Source organism: Parasedimentitalea psychrophila, from assembly GCF_030285785.1.
Classification (GTDB): domain Bacteria; phylum Pseudomonadota; class Alphaproteobacteria; order Rhodobacterales; family Rhodobacteraceae; genus Parasedimentitalea; species Parasedimentitalea psychrophila.
The window spans coordinates 2,588,186-2,602,425 of sequence record NZ_CP127247.1 but is presented as its reverse complement, the minus strand read 5'-3'; the positions used below and the strand labels follow the sequence as shown (position 1 = coordinate 2,602,425).

Sequence of the window (14,240 nt, the reverse complement as noted above, 5' to 3'; positions counted from 1 at the left end):
CAGAGTGATGAGCACAGCAAACACCGACAACCCCGCGCTGGCTGCCAGCTTTATTCTGGTGGCCACCACCTTCATTGCCGGCACCATGCTGATGGCCAAGACACTGGGCACTGATTTGCTGGGCCCGGCCTTGCATCCACTGCAGGTCAGCCATGGACGTTTTGTCTTTGCCTTTCTGGCCATTTCCTCGGTTGCGGCGGTGATGCGGCCGCGCCTGACGCCGCCTAGCTGGAGATTGCACATCGGCCGGACATCCTTCGGCTGGGCCGGGGTATCGCTGATGTTTGCCTCGGTGGCTTTCATCCCGCTGGCCGATGCCACTGCGATCACCTTTCTGAACCCGGTGTTTGGCATGATGCTGGCAATTCCACTGCTGGGCGAGAAGGTGGGCCGCTGGCGCTGGGGCGCTGCGGCTGTCGCGCTGATTGGCGCCATGGTGTTGCTGCGCCCGACCCCGGCCAGCTTTCAGCCCGCGGCGCTGCTGGCGCTGGCGGCAGCGATGATCATGGGGCTGGAGCTGATTTTCATCAAGAAACTGGCCAACCGTGAGCCACCACTGCAGGTGCTGCTAATCAATAATGCCATTGGCATGCTGATCGCCTCGGTGGCTGTGCTGCCGGTCTGGCAGATGCCCAGCCCGGCGCAATGGGCGGCGCTGGTCGCTTTGGGACTGTTGATGGCCTGTGCCCAGGCCTGCTTTATCAACGGGATGGCCCGTGCCGATGCCTCGTTTGTGGCACCGTTCAGCTATGCCACGCTGATTTTTGCCGCCCTGTATGACTTCCTTGGCTTTGGCGTCGCACCGGATGCGGTGACGATCCTTGGCGCCACCATCATCCTGACCGGAGCCGCCGTGCTGGCCTGGCGCGAAGGGCGGCAACGCCGTAGGGCCGCGCCTGTCACGCCTTCAGACGATAGCCCGAGCGCAGCATAGCCCAGCCCAGCAGCCAGATCACAGCCGTCGCGCAACTACAGACCAGCAGCCCCAGCCAGGGAGAGCTGTCGGAGGTGCCAATCATACCGAATCGCACGCCGTCAATCAGATAGAACACCGGATTGAGATGGGTCAGCGTCTTCAGAACTGGCGGCAGCGCCGCGACCGAGTAGAAGGTGCCAGACAGAAAGGCCAGTGGGGTTATGATGAAATTGGTGATCGCCGCCATCTGATCAAACTTGTTGGCATAGATGCCGGCAATGACCCCCAGCCCGCCCAGAAACGCCGCCCCCAACACCACAAAGACCAAGGTCACCGCTGGGTAGGTCGGCCAGATGCCCAGCGCCAGCCCAAGCCCCAGCGCAATGCCCAATGCGATACAGGTTCCGCGCAGGACTCCCCCCGCCAGATAGCCCAGCAAAAGTTCAAGTCCGGACAGCGGCGGCATCAGCGTATCAACGATATTTCCCTGTATTTTCGAGATCATGATCGACGAAGATGTGTTTGCAAAGGCGTTCTGAATCACCGTCATCATCATGATGCCCGGCGCCAGAAACGTCAGGAATGGCACCCCCATGACATCGCCACGACGCGGCCCAATGGCGATGGTAAAGATCAGCAGAAACAGCGCCGAGGTGACCAAAGGCGCCAACAGAGTCTGGGTCCAGACCACCAGAAACCGTTGGACTTCACGCCCTGCCATCGTGCGCAGCCCCAGCCAATTGACCCGGCCAAAGCGACGCTCGCCCAAGCCGATGCGATACCCGGTGTCTGACATAGCTACCTCCAGTTGCTGTGTCCGGCCTGCATAACCGCTGAGCCGTCAGGTGCAAGATGGCTTGTATCTCGCGGCGCAGTGACTAGAATAGGGGCAGATATAGAATACTATGGCGGCCGCAGGTTTCTTGGGGCCGCTTTTAGCTTGGAAAGGCAAGATATGTCCTGGACAGACGAGCGCGTTGAATTGCTCAAGAAAATGTGGGGCGAGGGTCAGTCGGCCAGCCAGATCGCCAAAGAACTTGGCGGCGTCACCCGGAACGCGGTGATCGGCAAGGTGCACCGGTTGGGCCTGTCCAACCGCAATTCCACCGGCGCTGCCAAATCAGCCGAGCCCAAGGAAAAGCCGGCGGTCGTGGCCAAGCCCGCCGTCAAGCCCAAGGTGCAGCCCAAGACCGAGCCCGCCCGCCCGATCCCGCCGGCTCAGCCCAAATCCGCAGACAGCAGGCCCAATCTGCCGGTGCGCAAGCAGATCATTCCGGCAGGCCAGCCGCTGCCACCGCAGCCCTCGGCCAATGAAATCAGCCCCGAGGCGCTGGCCAAGGTCAACGAGATCGAGAAGAAGGCAAAGCGCCTGTCGCTGATGGACCTGACCGAGCGCACCTGCAAATGGCCGGTTGGCGACCCCGCCACCGAGGATTTCTGGTTCTGTGGCCTGACCGTGCAACAGGGCAAACCCTATTGCGAAGCCCATGTTGGCGTTGCCTTCCAGCCGATGAGCGCGCGCCGCGACCGGAAACGGTAAGCCGACCAGCTTGGCAAAAATCCAACGCCCCGAACCCTGCGGTTCGGGGCGTTTTCTATTGGCAGCAGTCACATCTGCGTCTTTCAATCACCCCTAGTCAGGGGCCGCAGAGGTGAAGTTGGGGATCTTGTTGCCCGAGGCATCATCGCCCTCGATTCCCGGCCAGTTGCCCTCGGCCAGGTTGATATTGCCGGGAATGTCTTCCTCCCAGAAGCCAACCACCACCTTGGTAATGTTCAGGTACAGCTTGTCATCCACGATGCGCCAGAGGTTGGGATTGCCGGGCACCTTGCCGCCCTTGGAGACACCATAGGCGCAGTGGCCGTCATATACCGGCGCATAATACTCTGGGTTGTCCAGGAATTTATCCCGGTTCTCCTCACTCGCAAAGGCAAAGGTCGCGTCGTTGTATTCGGCGGTGATACCGGCCTGCCCTGCCACCCCCAAGGTCTGTTGGCTGCCCACCGCATTTGACGTCAGGCCACGGTAAGCCACCACATCATAGCCCGAGACGGCAAAGCCGGTGCCATCTATGTATTGCTCGCCGGCAAAGGCAGGCAGGCCAAGGGTGATTGCCGTGGCCGCCGCCAGAAAAAAACGTGTCATAAAGTCATCCTCTCGCAGATATCAGGTCTCAACTTCACCGACATTGACGTCGGGTTGCTGAGCACAATATGCACTCTGGCGGTGATGCGAAGGGGGTCTCACGCGGCTGTGTCCATCCATTAGGCGATGTGATCAAAATCCGCTAAATGTTTCAATTCGGGTTTTTAGTCATTGGAATTTCCAAAATGCATCTTAAGTCTGGCAACAATGCAAAAGACTGGCAACGATGCAATTTTCTGCAACACTGCTATAACTGCCCCAAACAAGACAAATAGGACAAGGCCCAACAGATGAGCGACACCTCTTATACACCGGCAAAAGTCTGGACCTGGTCACAGGAAAGCGGCGGCAAATTTGCCTCGATCAACCGTCCTGTGGCCGGCGCCACCCAGGATAAGGAGCTGCCGGTCGGCAAGCACCCCATGCAGCTCTACTCGCTGGCGACACCCAATGGGGTCAAGGTCACTGTGATGCTCGAAGAGCTGCTGGCCCTGGGCCACACCGGCGCCGAGTATGACGCCTGGCTGATCAACATCGGCGAGGGCGACCAGTTTGGCTCCGGCTTTGTCAACGTCAACCCGAACTCAAAAATTCCGGCCCTGATGGATCACAGCGGTGACAGCCCGCAGCGGGTGTTTGAATCCGGCTCCATCATGATGCATCTGGCCGAGAAATTTGACGCCTTCCTGCCCAAGAGCGGGGCTGAGCGCACCGAAGTGATGAGCTGGCTGTTCTGGCAGATGGGCAGCGCGCCCTATCTGGGCGGCGGCTTTGGCCACTTTTACGCCTATGCGCCAGAGAAATGGCAATACCCGATTGATCGCTTCTCGATGGAGACCAAGCGGCAGCTGGATGTGCTGGACCGTCAGCTGGCGGAGCACCAGTATATCGCTGGCGGCGATTACAGCATTGCCGATATGGCGATCTGGGCCTGGTATGGTCAATTGGTGCTGGGCCGCCTGTATAACGCGGCTGAATTCCTGGACGTGGAAAGCTATAGCCATGTGATGCGTTGGGCCAAGGCCATCGATGCCCGCCCGGCTGTCAGCCGTGGCCGCATGGTAAACCGTGCCTTTGGCGAGCTATCGACCCAATTGCGCGAACGTCATGATGCGTCGGACTTTGACAACCGCACTCAGGACAAGCTGGAAACAGCCGCCGAATAAATCCCTGTTGCCCGGCGACACCGCCGGGCAACACTTTAATCGACTAAGGCGCTGGCGCCTCTTTCAACACCCAGGCGCTGGCGCCTATTTCAAAACTGGCGGCTTGTCCGGGTTGCTGCCGGGAATTTCCGGCTGATGGAGTTTTGGCGCTTCCACCTGCGGCAAATCAAATCGCAACCCGACCTTGTCCAGTTTCGCGGTCATCACATCGGTGCTGGCAAAGAACCCCACATCCATCGCGCCAGCTTCGATCCCCGAAAAGGTCAGCGCCTCGCCCGCCGCCTTGGCCAGGGCCGATTGTGCGGCTGGCGAGGCGTCGATAAAGCCCAGCAAATGCCCCTGGCCGCCCCCGGCATAGCGAACGCTGACCAGATAGGCCGCGGTTGCCAGCCCAGCGGCGGTGGCCAGTTTACTGTCCAGCGCGGTCAACAGAACCTGCGGAAGGCCGGTCGGCGCGGCAACTTCGACCAGCGCCGCTTCGACCTGCTGCGGGCTGTGCTCCAGAGTCTGCTGCAGCCAGTTAACGGCTTCGGCTGGGATCAGGATTGACGACGGGGCCACCTCAAGGTTCAGCCCCAGGCCAATGCCCTGCCCCGCCAGCATCTGCACCACCACCCGGCCCGACAGCGCCGCATAGGGCACCGGGCGGTCGGCAAATTGTGCTAGCCGCTCTTCGCGATCAAACAGCAAGACAAAGGTGCCATCGGCCAGATCAAACATCTCGGGCGAGATATTGCCGTCGTCCACCTCTTTGGTGAGCATCATGAACAATTCGCAATCCGCCAGACGTTCATAAAACCGCAGCCGAGCGCCGGCATCTTCGGGCGCTTCGGTCATCGCGGCATGGGCGCGGTCCAGCGCGGTGATCTCGGTCATTTCAACACCTCTTTCACCCTGGCCCGCAGCTCCGGCAACAGCTCGGCCTCGAACCAGGGGTTTTTCTTCACCCACCCGGTATTGCGCCAGGACGGATGTGGCAAGGGAAACAGCTGCGGCGCATGATCCCGCCAGCCGCGCACCAGATCAGTGACCGGCTGTTTTGCCCCCAGATGAAAGCGCTGCGCATGGGTCCCGACCAGCACCGTCAGTTCGATGTTCGGCAAATGCTCCATCACCCGATGATGCCATGTCCGGTGACACAAAGCCGGCGGCGGCAGGTCACTGCCCTTGGCATTGTAGCCGGGAAAGCAGAACCCCATCGGCACCACGGCTATGCGGTCCTTGTCGTAAAATACGGTCTCATCAATCCCCAGCCACTGCCGCAGCCGATCCCCCGAGGCGTCGGTAAAGGGTCGGCCACTTTCCTGCACCCGCGCCCCCGGTGCCTGGCCGGCAATCAGCAGACGGGCAGAGGCTCGAAACCAAACCACCGGGCGCGGGACATGGGCCGTTGCGGTGGCGGCAAACCGGTCCGCACAGAGTCTGCAGCCCCGGATCTCGGCCTTCAAGTCACCACTGCTGTTCACTTCTTCGCGCTCCACTATGCCCATTATCGCCCCATCGGAAACAATCAACCGCGCCCGCTCCAGCGCCCTCACCCGGGAAATATCCTTACGGGCGTATCTTTTCTCTCATTGTGGCGATGATAATGGTTAATAGCCCATTGATAAACTATGCCGTAATTCGACATAATATGGCCAAATTGGCCGCGTAAGCCGTTAACACTCCTCTGTTATGGAGGGACAAGGTGCCACGTCACCTGATATATCATCCGTGAGAAGAGCCCAAACCAAGGGCCGTGCGGGCAGTACCGGAAAAACGATGCTTGAGTTTCACAATGTCAGCAAGTCCTTTTGGACCGGAAGCCAATACAAGGTGATCCTGGACAAGGTCTCCTTTCGTGTGGAGCTGGGCAAATCGCTTGGGGTGCTGGCCCCCAACGGCACCGGCAAGACCACTCTGATCAACATGATGGCCGGGCTGGAAAAACCCGACGACGGCGAGATCCTGCGGTCCAGCAAAGTGTCTTTTCCGCTGGGATTTATGGGCGGGCTGGTCACCCGGTTGTCGGCCTTGGAGAACGCCCGTTACATTGCCAAGCTTTATGGGCTGGATCCGGACTACGTCGAGGCCTATTGCCGCTGGCTCTGCGGTTTGGGTGAATATTTTGACCAGCCTGTCGGCACCTATTCCTCCGGTATGCGGGCGCGTTTCAGCTTCTCGTTGATGCTGGCGCTGGATTTCGATATCTATTTGATCGACGAAGGCATGCCAGGCACCACGGATGTTGAATTTAACAAAAAAGCAGGCGCGATCCTGGAAGAACGGTTGCAGACCACCACCATTATCATCGTCTCACATCAGGCCCAGACGCTAGAGAAATTTGCCCGCTCGGCCGCCGTATTGCTGGATGGGCACTTGCACATGTTTGAAACCTTGGAAGAAGCGAAACAGCTCTATGACTACGAAACCCAAGGCTAAAAAATTCCGCATCCGCCGCAATCCGGGCGCCCCCGGTGGCGGCCAGGCGGCGCCAACAGCGGCGGAACCGGACACCCGTCCGGCGGGCACTGCCAATGTGCAACCGGCCCGCGCCCGGTCGGTGCCCGGCCCAAGAGCCGAGGCCGCTGCCGCTGCCGCTTCGGCCCAGATGCAGACCAGCCCCGAGGCGCAATCACCGGTCCGCGGTCAGGCACCGGTCAGTGATCAGGCACCGGTCAGTGGTCAGGTCAGTTCAGCGCGTGAGACCGGTGTTGAAAATGATATCGCCTCGATCCGCCATGAGGGGCTGACAGGTCGTCAGCTGCGTATGGCCCGCCGGGTGGCGCAAAAGCACAATCTGCCTGCGACCTCGGATTTTGATGCGGTTCGGCTGCTGCGGGCAAAGGGCATCGACCCGTTCAAGCGCTCCAACATGCTGGAACTTGTGGTGCCACAGAACAGGGCCCGGGCCACCGGCAGCCCGGACGCGCCTGAAACCGTCCAGCTGCCGCAGACCATCCCCGCCGCCAGAACAAACCTTCCCTCAACCGAGATGAGCCCGGCAGAGCGGCGCAACCGCGACATCCAAACCATCCAGCGCGAGATCAGCAATCGCCGCCGCCGCAAGTTGGTGCTGCTGATGGGGCGTCTGGCCTTTTTTGTCATGCTGCCGACGCTGCTGGCTGGGTATTATTTCTACAGCGTCGCAACGCCGATGTATGCCGCCAAATCCGAGTTTCTGATCCTGAAAGCTGACAACACCAGCGGCGGCGCAATGGGGCTGCTCACTGGCACCCAATTTGCCACCAGCCAGGATTCGATCGCTGTGCAAAGTTTTCTGCAATCGAAAGAGGCGATGCTGCGGCTGGATCGGGACATCGGCTATAAATCCCATTTCACCCAGGCGTGGATTGATCCGATCCAGCGGTTGAACGACAATCCCAGCAATGAAGAGGCCTATAAGACCTACACCCGCTATGTCAAAGTTGGCTATGATCCAACCGAGGGGTCGATCCGAATGGAGGTCACCGCGGCGGACCCCGAGGTCTCGGCCCAGTTTTCACGCAGCCTGATTGCCTATGCCGAGGAAATGGCCAACAACCTGTCCATCAACAAGCGTGGCAATCAGATGATAGATGCCGAGTTGGCCATGGAAAGTGCCGAAAAAGCACGTCGTACGGCACAGGTGGCTCTGGTTCAATTGCAACAGAAAGGTTCCGTGCTGGACCCCGAAGGGGTGATCGTGTCGCTGCGCTCGCAGATCAGTACATTTGAGATACAAGTGCAGGAAAAGGAGCTGGAACTGGCAGCCCTGCTGGACAATGCGCGCCCCAACAAGGCCAAGGTCGCTGGCACCCGCGCCGACATCGCCCGGCTGCAGGCGGTCATTGACCGGCTTAATCAACGCATGATCAGCGCCTCGGCCGGCGAAAACTCGCTGGCCAGTCTTAGTGTGCAGATCCAAATGGCTCAGGCAGATCTGGCCACGCGTGATCTGATGCTGCAATCCGCCCTGCAACAGGTTGAACAGACCCGCATGGAGGCCAACCGGCAGGTTCGCTACCTTACAACCTCGGTTCAGCCTGTTCCCAGCCAGGAAGCCTCTTATCCACGGAAATTCGAAAATACGATTTTGGCTTTTCTGATTTTTTCCGGTATCTATCTGATGTTCTCGCTCACAGCGTCCATCCTTCGCGAACAGGTCTCATCGTAAGCTCATGAAAAATATTCAAATCGCCAACCTCACCATCGGCAACGACCGTCCCCTGACCCTGATTGCCGGTCCGTGCCAACTGGAAAGCGCCGATCACGCGCAGATGATCGCAGGCAAAATGAAAGAGGCCTGCGATGCCGTCGGGGCACAATATGTGTTCAAGGCCTCCTACGACAAGGCCAACCGCACCTCGATCAGCGGTGTCCGTGGTCCGGGCATGGAGGAAGGTCTGGCGATGCTCGACAGCGTCAAGCAGGCCATCGGCGTGCCAGTGCTAACGGATGTCCATACCGCCGAGCAATGTGCCCCCACCGCTGCGGTCTGTGATATCCTGCAGATCCCGGCGCTGCTGTGTCGGCAGACCGATCTGCTGCTGGCAGCGGCTGCAACCGGCGCCGCGATCAATGTCAAAAAGGGCCAGTTTCTCGCCCCCTGGGACATGGCCAATATCGTCACCAAAATCGAAAGCGCCGGCAACCATCGCATCCTGCTGACGGAACGCGGCACCTCGTTTGGTTACAATACCTTGGTCACCGACATGCGCTCACTGCCACAGATGGCGGCCACCGGCTATCCGGTGGTGATGGATGCCACCCACTCGGTTCAGCAGCCGGCGGCGCTTGGTGGCTCCACCGGTGGCCAACGTGAATTTGCCCCGGTGATGGCCCGTGCCGCCGCCGCCATTGGTGTGGCCGCCATTTTCATTGAAACCCATGAAGATCCGGACCGCTCGCCTTCCGACGGCCCCAACATGATTTATCTCGACCAGATGCCGCAACTGATCGAAACTCTGATGGCATTTGATGCTTTGGCCAAGGCCAACCCAATGACCTTTTGATTTAACGTAAAAGAGTTTTCCCGATGACCAGACCAACCACCTCAGTGACGCCCAACAGCTGGAATTTTCTGCGTGATCCGATGATCGTTCCAACCGGTTTTCGCGAGTATGACGCCCGTTGGAAATACCCGGACGAGATCAACCTGCCCGGCATCACCGCGCTTGGCCTTGGCCTCGCCACCCAGATGTTTGCGCGTGGCATCGACCCGGTGATCGCGGTGGCCAACGACTACCGCGACTATTCTCTCAGCATCAAAAACGCGCTGATGCTGGGGCTGATCCAGGGCGGAGTGCGGGTCAAGGACATTGGCCCGGCGGTGTCGCCGATGGCCTATTTCGCCCAGTTCCACCTGGATGTGCCCGCCGTCGCCATGGTCACCGCCAGCCACAACCCCAATGGCTGGACCGGGGTCAAGATGGGCTTTGAACGCCCGCTCACCCACGGCCCCGATGAAATGAGCGAGCTGCGCGACATTGTACTCAACGGCGAGGGCATCGCCCGCCCCGGCGGCGCTTACGAATTTGTCGACGGTGTCAAAGAGGCTTACCTTGATGATCTGGTTGGTGATTTCAAAATGACCCGGCCGCTCAAGGTGGTCTGCGCCACCGGCAACGGCACCGCCGCCGCCTTTGCCCCGGAACTGTTCGAACGCATCGGCGTCGAAGTGGTGCCCAGCCATAACGAGCTCGACTATACCTTCCCCCATTACAACCCCAACCCCGAAGCGATGGAAATGCTGCATGACATGGCCGACAGCGTGCGGGCCTCAGGCGCCGATTTTGCATTGGGCTTTGACGGCGACGGCGACCGCTGCGGCGTAGTCGACGACGAGGGCGAGGAAATCTTTGCCGACAAGGTGGGGGTCATCATGGCCCGCGACCTGTCCAAGATTTACCCCAATGCCATCTTTGTGGCCGACGTGAAATCCACCGGGTTGTTTGCCTCTGACCCCGAATTGCAGAAAAACGGCGCCAGCGCCGACTATTGGAAAACCGGCCACAGCCACATGAAGCGCCGCGTCAAGGAACTCGGCGCCCTGGCTGGATTCGAGAAATCCGGTCACTACTTCCTCGCCGAACCCCTTGGTCGCGGCTATGACTGCGCCATGCGGGTGGCGGTGGAAATCTGCAAGCTGATGGACCGCAATCCAGAGATGAAAATGTCGGACCTGCGCAAGGCCCTGCCGAAAACCTGGGCCACCCCCACCATGTCGCCCTATTGCGCCGATACCGAGAAATACCAGGTGCTAGAGCGTCTGGTCGCAAAACTGGTTGCCAAACACCAGGCTGGAGAATCTCTGGCCGGGCGCGCCATCAAAGAGGTGGTCACCGTCAATGGCGCCCGCGTCATCCTCGACAATGGTTCCTGGGGCCTGGTGCGCGCATCGTCGAACACCCCCAATCTGGTGGTGGTCTGTGAAAGCTCACACAGCGAGGCGGAAATGCGGGCGATCTTTGCGGATATCGATGCGGTTATCCGCAGCGAACCCTTGGTCGGCGACTACGACCAAAGCATCTGATGACTCCGTCGCGCCAGCTCCCCCCGGCGCGACCCCGCCTGTCAAACCACCGGATCCGAAACTTCATCTGGCCAAAAATATCCCGGGGTCTGGGGCAGCGCCCCAGCTTTACCCCCAGCCTCCCCCACATCAATTCCCCTGCAACAGCCGCAACAAACTATCCTTGGCCCGCTGCTCCAGTCCATCCTGGATCGCCTCGCCCAAGTCCTGTTCTGGCGCCATCTCAACCTCCAACTCTTCACTTAATTTCTGAAGCAACTGCTCAGTGGCTTGATCCTCGATCCCGTCGATCTCTGCCTCCAGCACCATGCTCAGGTCAGGGCGGATCTTGGGATCAGACCAGGGGCCTGTGATCCGCAGCGGAATCGACAGCCCCTGCCCCCCATTCGCCGCCGTCGCAGTTGGCGTGAACAGGTAATCCAAATCCTGCGCCCCCAAACCAATTCGTCCTTTCCCGTCAGCCCGCACCGCCTTCAGTGAAATCAGCAGATCCTGATTGTCCAGATTGCCATCCTTCAGGGTGTAGCTGGCGGTCAGCCCATCAAACACGGTGCTACCGCCATTGCCACCGCCAGACCGCATCAGCCCCTCCAGGTCAAATCCGGTAAGGAACCCCTTGCCGATCTCCAGCCAGCCCTTGCCGCTCAGCGAGCGCATGATGGCATCCTGCGTATTGCCAATGCCGAGAAACTGCACCTCGCCCAAGGCCTCACCGTGCAGCCGGTCATAGCCCGCCAGCTGCCCCAGCGCCTGCTCCAGACGGATGCCCGCATAGGTCAGCTTGCCGCCAACAGACAGGCCATTGCGATTGTTGGCCACCAGTTGCCCCTGCACCGTGCCGCCAAAAACCGAGAGTGGCAGAAAGCTCAGCACCGCGCGCGCATTGTCAATCGACAGGGTCAGCTTGCTGGCCCCCAGCTTGACACCGCCGGTATCCAGACTGGCGACGCTCAACTCCAGCGAGCCATTTGCCAGCGTCAGCCCCGAGGCATCAATGCGGTCCTGTGACCAGCCAGACCCCGCCGGGCTGGCAGCGGCATAGGCGCCACTGGTCGCGGTCAGCGCCGAAAAGTCCAGATCCTGCGCCTCTAGCTTGGCGGTGAAATGGGGCACCGCGCCCAGGGTCAGATCCACCGCGCCGGTTAGCAGATTGCCCCCCAGATCTAAGGTAAGATCCCGCAGCGTCAGACGTCCATCCGGAGTGTAGGTCAGGTCACTGCCCGCGGTTATGCGCTGTCCCAGCCCGCGCGGCAGCGAAATGCCCGCCAGTCCTGCCGCCCGCAGCGCCGCTGCGATGTTCTCACTCTTGACTGTCAACCGCCCCGAGGCCTCGCCATTGATCCCACCCCGACCGTCAAACCGCGCGACGTCCTTTGCCATAGTCACTGTCGCGCCAACCGAGGCCACCTGGCCATCCAGAAACGCCGCAAAGGTGCCAATCTCGCCTTTGATCTGCACCGGCGCTTCGGATTGATGCAGTGTAACCAGAAAATCAACGGTGCCATTGGGCTCCGGCCATTTCAGCTGCAGATCGATATTGCGCAGCTCGACCAGCGCTTCACCATGCGCGGCATAGCTGACACTGGCGCCGCTCAGCACCAGCGCCTCGACACTCAACGCGGCCCCAACGCCTTCGGCTGCCCCTTCCGCCTCAGCACCGAGTGATTGAGCGGCGTCAATGGCGGGTGTCAGCACCCAGTTGCCCTGACCACTGGCATCGGTGCTCAGGTTCAGATGCGGCGCCTTGGCAGTGATTGATTTGATCCGCACGTCACCATTCAGCAGGTCCGGGGCCGAGATGCCAATCGACAGGCTCTCGGCTGTCAACATCGGCTGATCCGCCGCCCAATCAGCGTTTGACAGGCTGACCCCATGCGCCTTGACGCCCAGCACCGGCCAGACCGACAGGCCCACCTCGCCGCTGACCGCCAACTTGCGCCCGGTCTGCGCCTCCAGCTGGTCCGAGACCAGCTCTGCCAGCTTATCCCCCGGCAGCAGCAACAGCCCGCCAATCACCACCACCACCGTGATCACCAGCGCCACAAATACCCGAAACAACAACCGCATGGCCCAATTCCCTGTCTGTTTGGACCTAGATTAACGCGCTGAGAGGTAGGTGCAATGTCTTGCGAGGTTCAACGCAGGCGAAACCGTTGTCGCAGCCCAAGGCCGAGGAAGAACAGCAGAGGCAGGCTGATGATGGTTTGCAGACCCGAAAGAACCGCCAGCGAGGTTGGAAGGTTTGGCAAGATCTCCCTGAGAAACGTGCGGCCAAAACCAAACAGCGGGAACAGGTTGGAAAAGCTAAGCGCCATGGCCGATCCCATCGGGTGATCTGTGACCTCAGCCGGAAAAGGAACGCAACAACTGGCCAGATAGCCCCAGAAACAAGCGAAGCCAAAGGTCCAGATAATGGCTAACCCTATCAGCGGCCTCGCGATGGAGTGGCCATAGTCGGAAATCAAACCAAACGCCCGATACGGCAGTTGCTGCCAGAATGAGCCGATTTCTCCTGAAATTTGCATTTCGCGGCGGAAGAAGAAGTGTTCATCCTCAGGGAGGCTTTGTTTGGCGAGAATGTGACGAACTGCGGAGCAGGTGTTCCGAGCCTGTTCTAATCGTTGGCTTGTGTGCTTGGGCCAGTATTCATTCCCAGCTGAAAACAGAGTGCGTTCATGAAGAACTACGCCATGAAAATCCGGGTAAAAACTCTTGAAAGTCGTCGATCGAAAATTCGTTGGGGCGTGAAACTCACAATTTTGAAACAAGCAATCATGGTCAGACTCACCGTGAGTTTGAAGAAACCTCGAACCTTCAAAATTGACTGCTCCTTTGAAACGAATATTAGAAAATGCAGCTTCACTCTTATAAGTATCGTGAAAGCTCGTCATCGCACTGTTGAACACGGCGGACCGAAAGTTCGCACCATGGCAGTATTCGTTTCCAGCTGCATAATACTCACCCAAAAATTTTGTGGAATAATAAGCTGCCTGTGTAAGAAACTTATTGTCCTCTAGCGTTAGCAATTTTGCAAAAATGGCTGCGCGAGCAGAGAAACTTGCGAAGGTGCACCCAGCGAGAGTAACCGGCTGGCAGAACAAGTAGCCCGTCAAGTTTAAGCCAAATGGGATATCCAACTTAGACAACCTAATCTCAGTTTCATGGGTTGGGACATCTGCCTGAGGGAATCCCCTTCTGGTGCATTCAGTACGGAAAAGCTTCTCCATTTCTGTTGACCAACGCAAGGGACAGAAACGGCCCAGCCAGTCAGAATTCCAGTGGGGTTCCATCTCGTCCGAGAGTTTTATTGAAATCCGGCTTGCCACCCAAGCGTTCCAGGCATCCCTATTCTTCTTTTGCAGGCCAGTATTTTTTGAGTCTTCATCCTGCTCGCCATACAGCGTCATCAGCACATACCAGGGGTTCGCGTTTGCGGGTTTCAGGTCGGATTTCGGCGCTGGCGCCCCCAGGGTCTCGTCACGCATGAATTCATCTCGTCATCAAAATGGCTTTGGCTAC

The 14,240-nt window shown here is 59.3% G+C and carries 13 protein-coding genes; 7 read left to right on the top strand and 6 right to left on the bottom strand.

Annotation, left to right across the window (positions count from 1 at the left end; genetic code table 11):
• The first annotated feature begins 7 nt into the window (after positions 1–7).
• Complete coding sequence (locus QPJ95_RS12675) at positions 8–934, top strand: DMT family transporter (protein WP_270917883.1); 927 nt, start codon at positions 8–10, stop codon at positions 932–934.
• Here the strand turns inward: QPJ95_RS12675 and QPJ95_RS12670 are convergent.
• Complete coding sequence (locus QPJ95_RS12670) at positions 900–1,712, bottom strand: ABC transporter permease (protein WP_270917884.1); 813 nt, start codon at positions 1,710–1,712, stop codon at positions 900–902. The two genes, QPJ95_RS12675 and QPJ95_RS12670, sit on opposite strands and share 35 nt — an antisense overlap.
• 159 nt (positions 1,713–1,871) lie before the next feature.
• Here QPJ95_RS12670 and QPJ95_RS12665 point away from each other — a divergent pair, with 159 nt between their 5' ends.
• A complete protein-coding gene (locus QPJ95_RS12665) occupies positions 1,872–2,456 on the top strand; it encodes a GcrA family cell cycle regulator (RefSeq protein ID WP_270917885.1) in 585 nt (194 codons plus the stop codon).
• Between the two features lie 93 nt (positions 2,457–2,549).
• On the opposite strand, the gene QPJ95_RS12660 is transcribed toward QPJ95_RS12665, so the two are convergent.
• Entirely contained in the window at positions 2,550–3,062 is a 513-nt protein-coding gene (locus QPJ95_RS12660; protein ID WP_270917886.1) for a YHS domain-containing (seleno)protein, read from the bottom strand.
• A 290-nt stretch (positions 3,063–3,352) separates the two neighbouring features.
• Here QPJ95_RS12660 and yghU point away from each other — a divergent pair, with 290 nt between their 5' ends.
• Complete coding sequence (gene yghU / locus QPJ95_RS12655; RefSeq protein WP_270917887.1) at positions 3,353–4,228, top strand: glutathione-dependent disulfide-bond oxidoreductase; 876 nt, start codon at positions 3,353–3,355, stop codon at positions 4,226–4,228.
• Between the two features lie 84 nt (positions 4,229–4,312).
• Here the strand turns inward: yghU and QPJ95_RS12650 are convergent, their stop codons facing one another.
• On the bottom strand, positions 4,313–5,104 hold the full coding sequence (locus QPJ95_RS12650; protein WP_270917888.1) for an SseB family protein: 792 nt from the start codon (positions 5,102–5,104) through the stop codon (positions 4,313–4,315).
• The gene (locus QPJ95_RS12645; protein ID WP_270918039.1) at positions 5,101–5,718 is read right to left on the bottom strand and encodes a uracil-DNA glycosylase family protein; all 618 of its coding nucleotides are present in this window, start codon (positions 5,716–5,718) and stop codon (positions 5,101–5,103) included. The genes QPJ95_RS12650 and QPJ95_RS12645 overlap by 4 nt, the downstream gene beginning before the upstream one ends.
• Positions 5,719–5,989: 271 nt before the next feature.
• Here QPJ95_RS12645 and QPJ95_RS12640 point away from each other — a divergent pair, with 271 nt between their 5' ends.
• From QPJ95_RS12640 to QPJ95_RS12625, 4 genes are read left to right on the top strand one after another with little or no spacing between them, the layout of a single operon-like run.
• Positions 5,990–6,649 carry an ABC transporter ATP-binding protein gene (locus QPJ95_RS12640; RefSeq protein WP_270917889.1) on the top strand — a complete coding sequence of 220 codons (660 nt, stop codon included), beginning with the start codon at positions 5,990–5,992 and terminating at the stop codon, positions 6,647–6,649.
• Positions 6,627–8,363 carry a capsule biosynthesis protein gene (locus QPJ95_RS12635; protein ID WP_270917890.1) on the top strand — a complete coding sequence of 579 codons (1,737 nt, stop codon included), beginning with the start codon at positions 6,627–6,629 and terminating at the stop codon, positions 8,361–8,363. The genes QPJ95_RS12640 and QPJ95_RS12635 overlap by 23 nt, the downstream gene beginning before the upstream one ends.
• A 4-nt stretch (positions 8,364–8,367) precedes the next feature.
• Positions 8,368–9,201 carry a 3-deoxy-8-phosphooctulonate synthase gene (gene kdsA / locus QPJ95_RS12630; RefSeq protein WP_270917891.1) on the top strand — a complete coding sequence of 278 codons (834 nt, stop codon included), beginning with the start codon at positions 8,368–8,370 and terminating at the stop codon, positions 9,199–9,201.
• Between the two features lie 23 nt (positions 9,202–9,224).
• The gene (locus tag QPJ95_RS12625; protein WP_270917892.1) at positions 9,225–10,721 is read left to right on the top strand and encodes a phosphomannomutase/phosphoglucomutase; all 1,497 of its coding nucleotides are present in this window, start codon (positions 9,225–9,227) and stop codon (positions 10,719–10,721) included.
• A gap of 129 nt (positions 10,722–10,850) precedes the next feature.
• Here the strand turns inward: QPJ95_RS12625 and QPJ95_RS12620 are convergent, their stop codons facing one another.
• Complete coding sequence (locus QPJ95_RS12620) at positions 10,851–12,788, bottom strand: AsmA family protein (RefSeq protein WP_270917893.1); 1,938 nt, start codon at positions 12,786–12,788, stop codon at positions 10,851–10,853.
• A gap of 68 nt (positions 12,789–12,856) precedes the next feature.
• Entirely contained in the window at positions 12,857–14,206 is a 1,350-nt protein-coding gene (locus tag QPJ95_RS12615) for a hypothetical protein (RefSeq protein WP_270917894.1), read from the bottom strand.
• Positions 14,207–14,240: the final 34 nt, after the last annotated feature.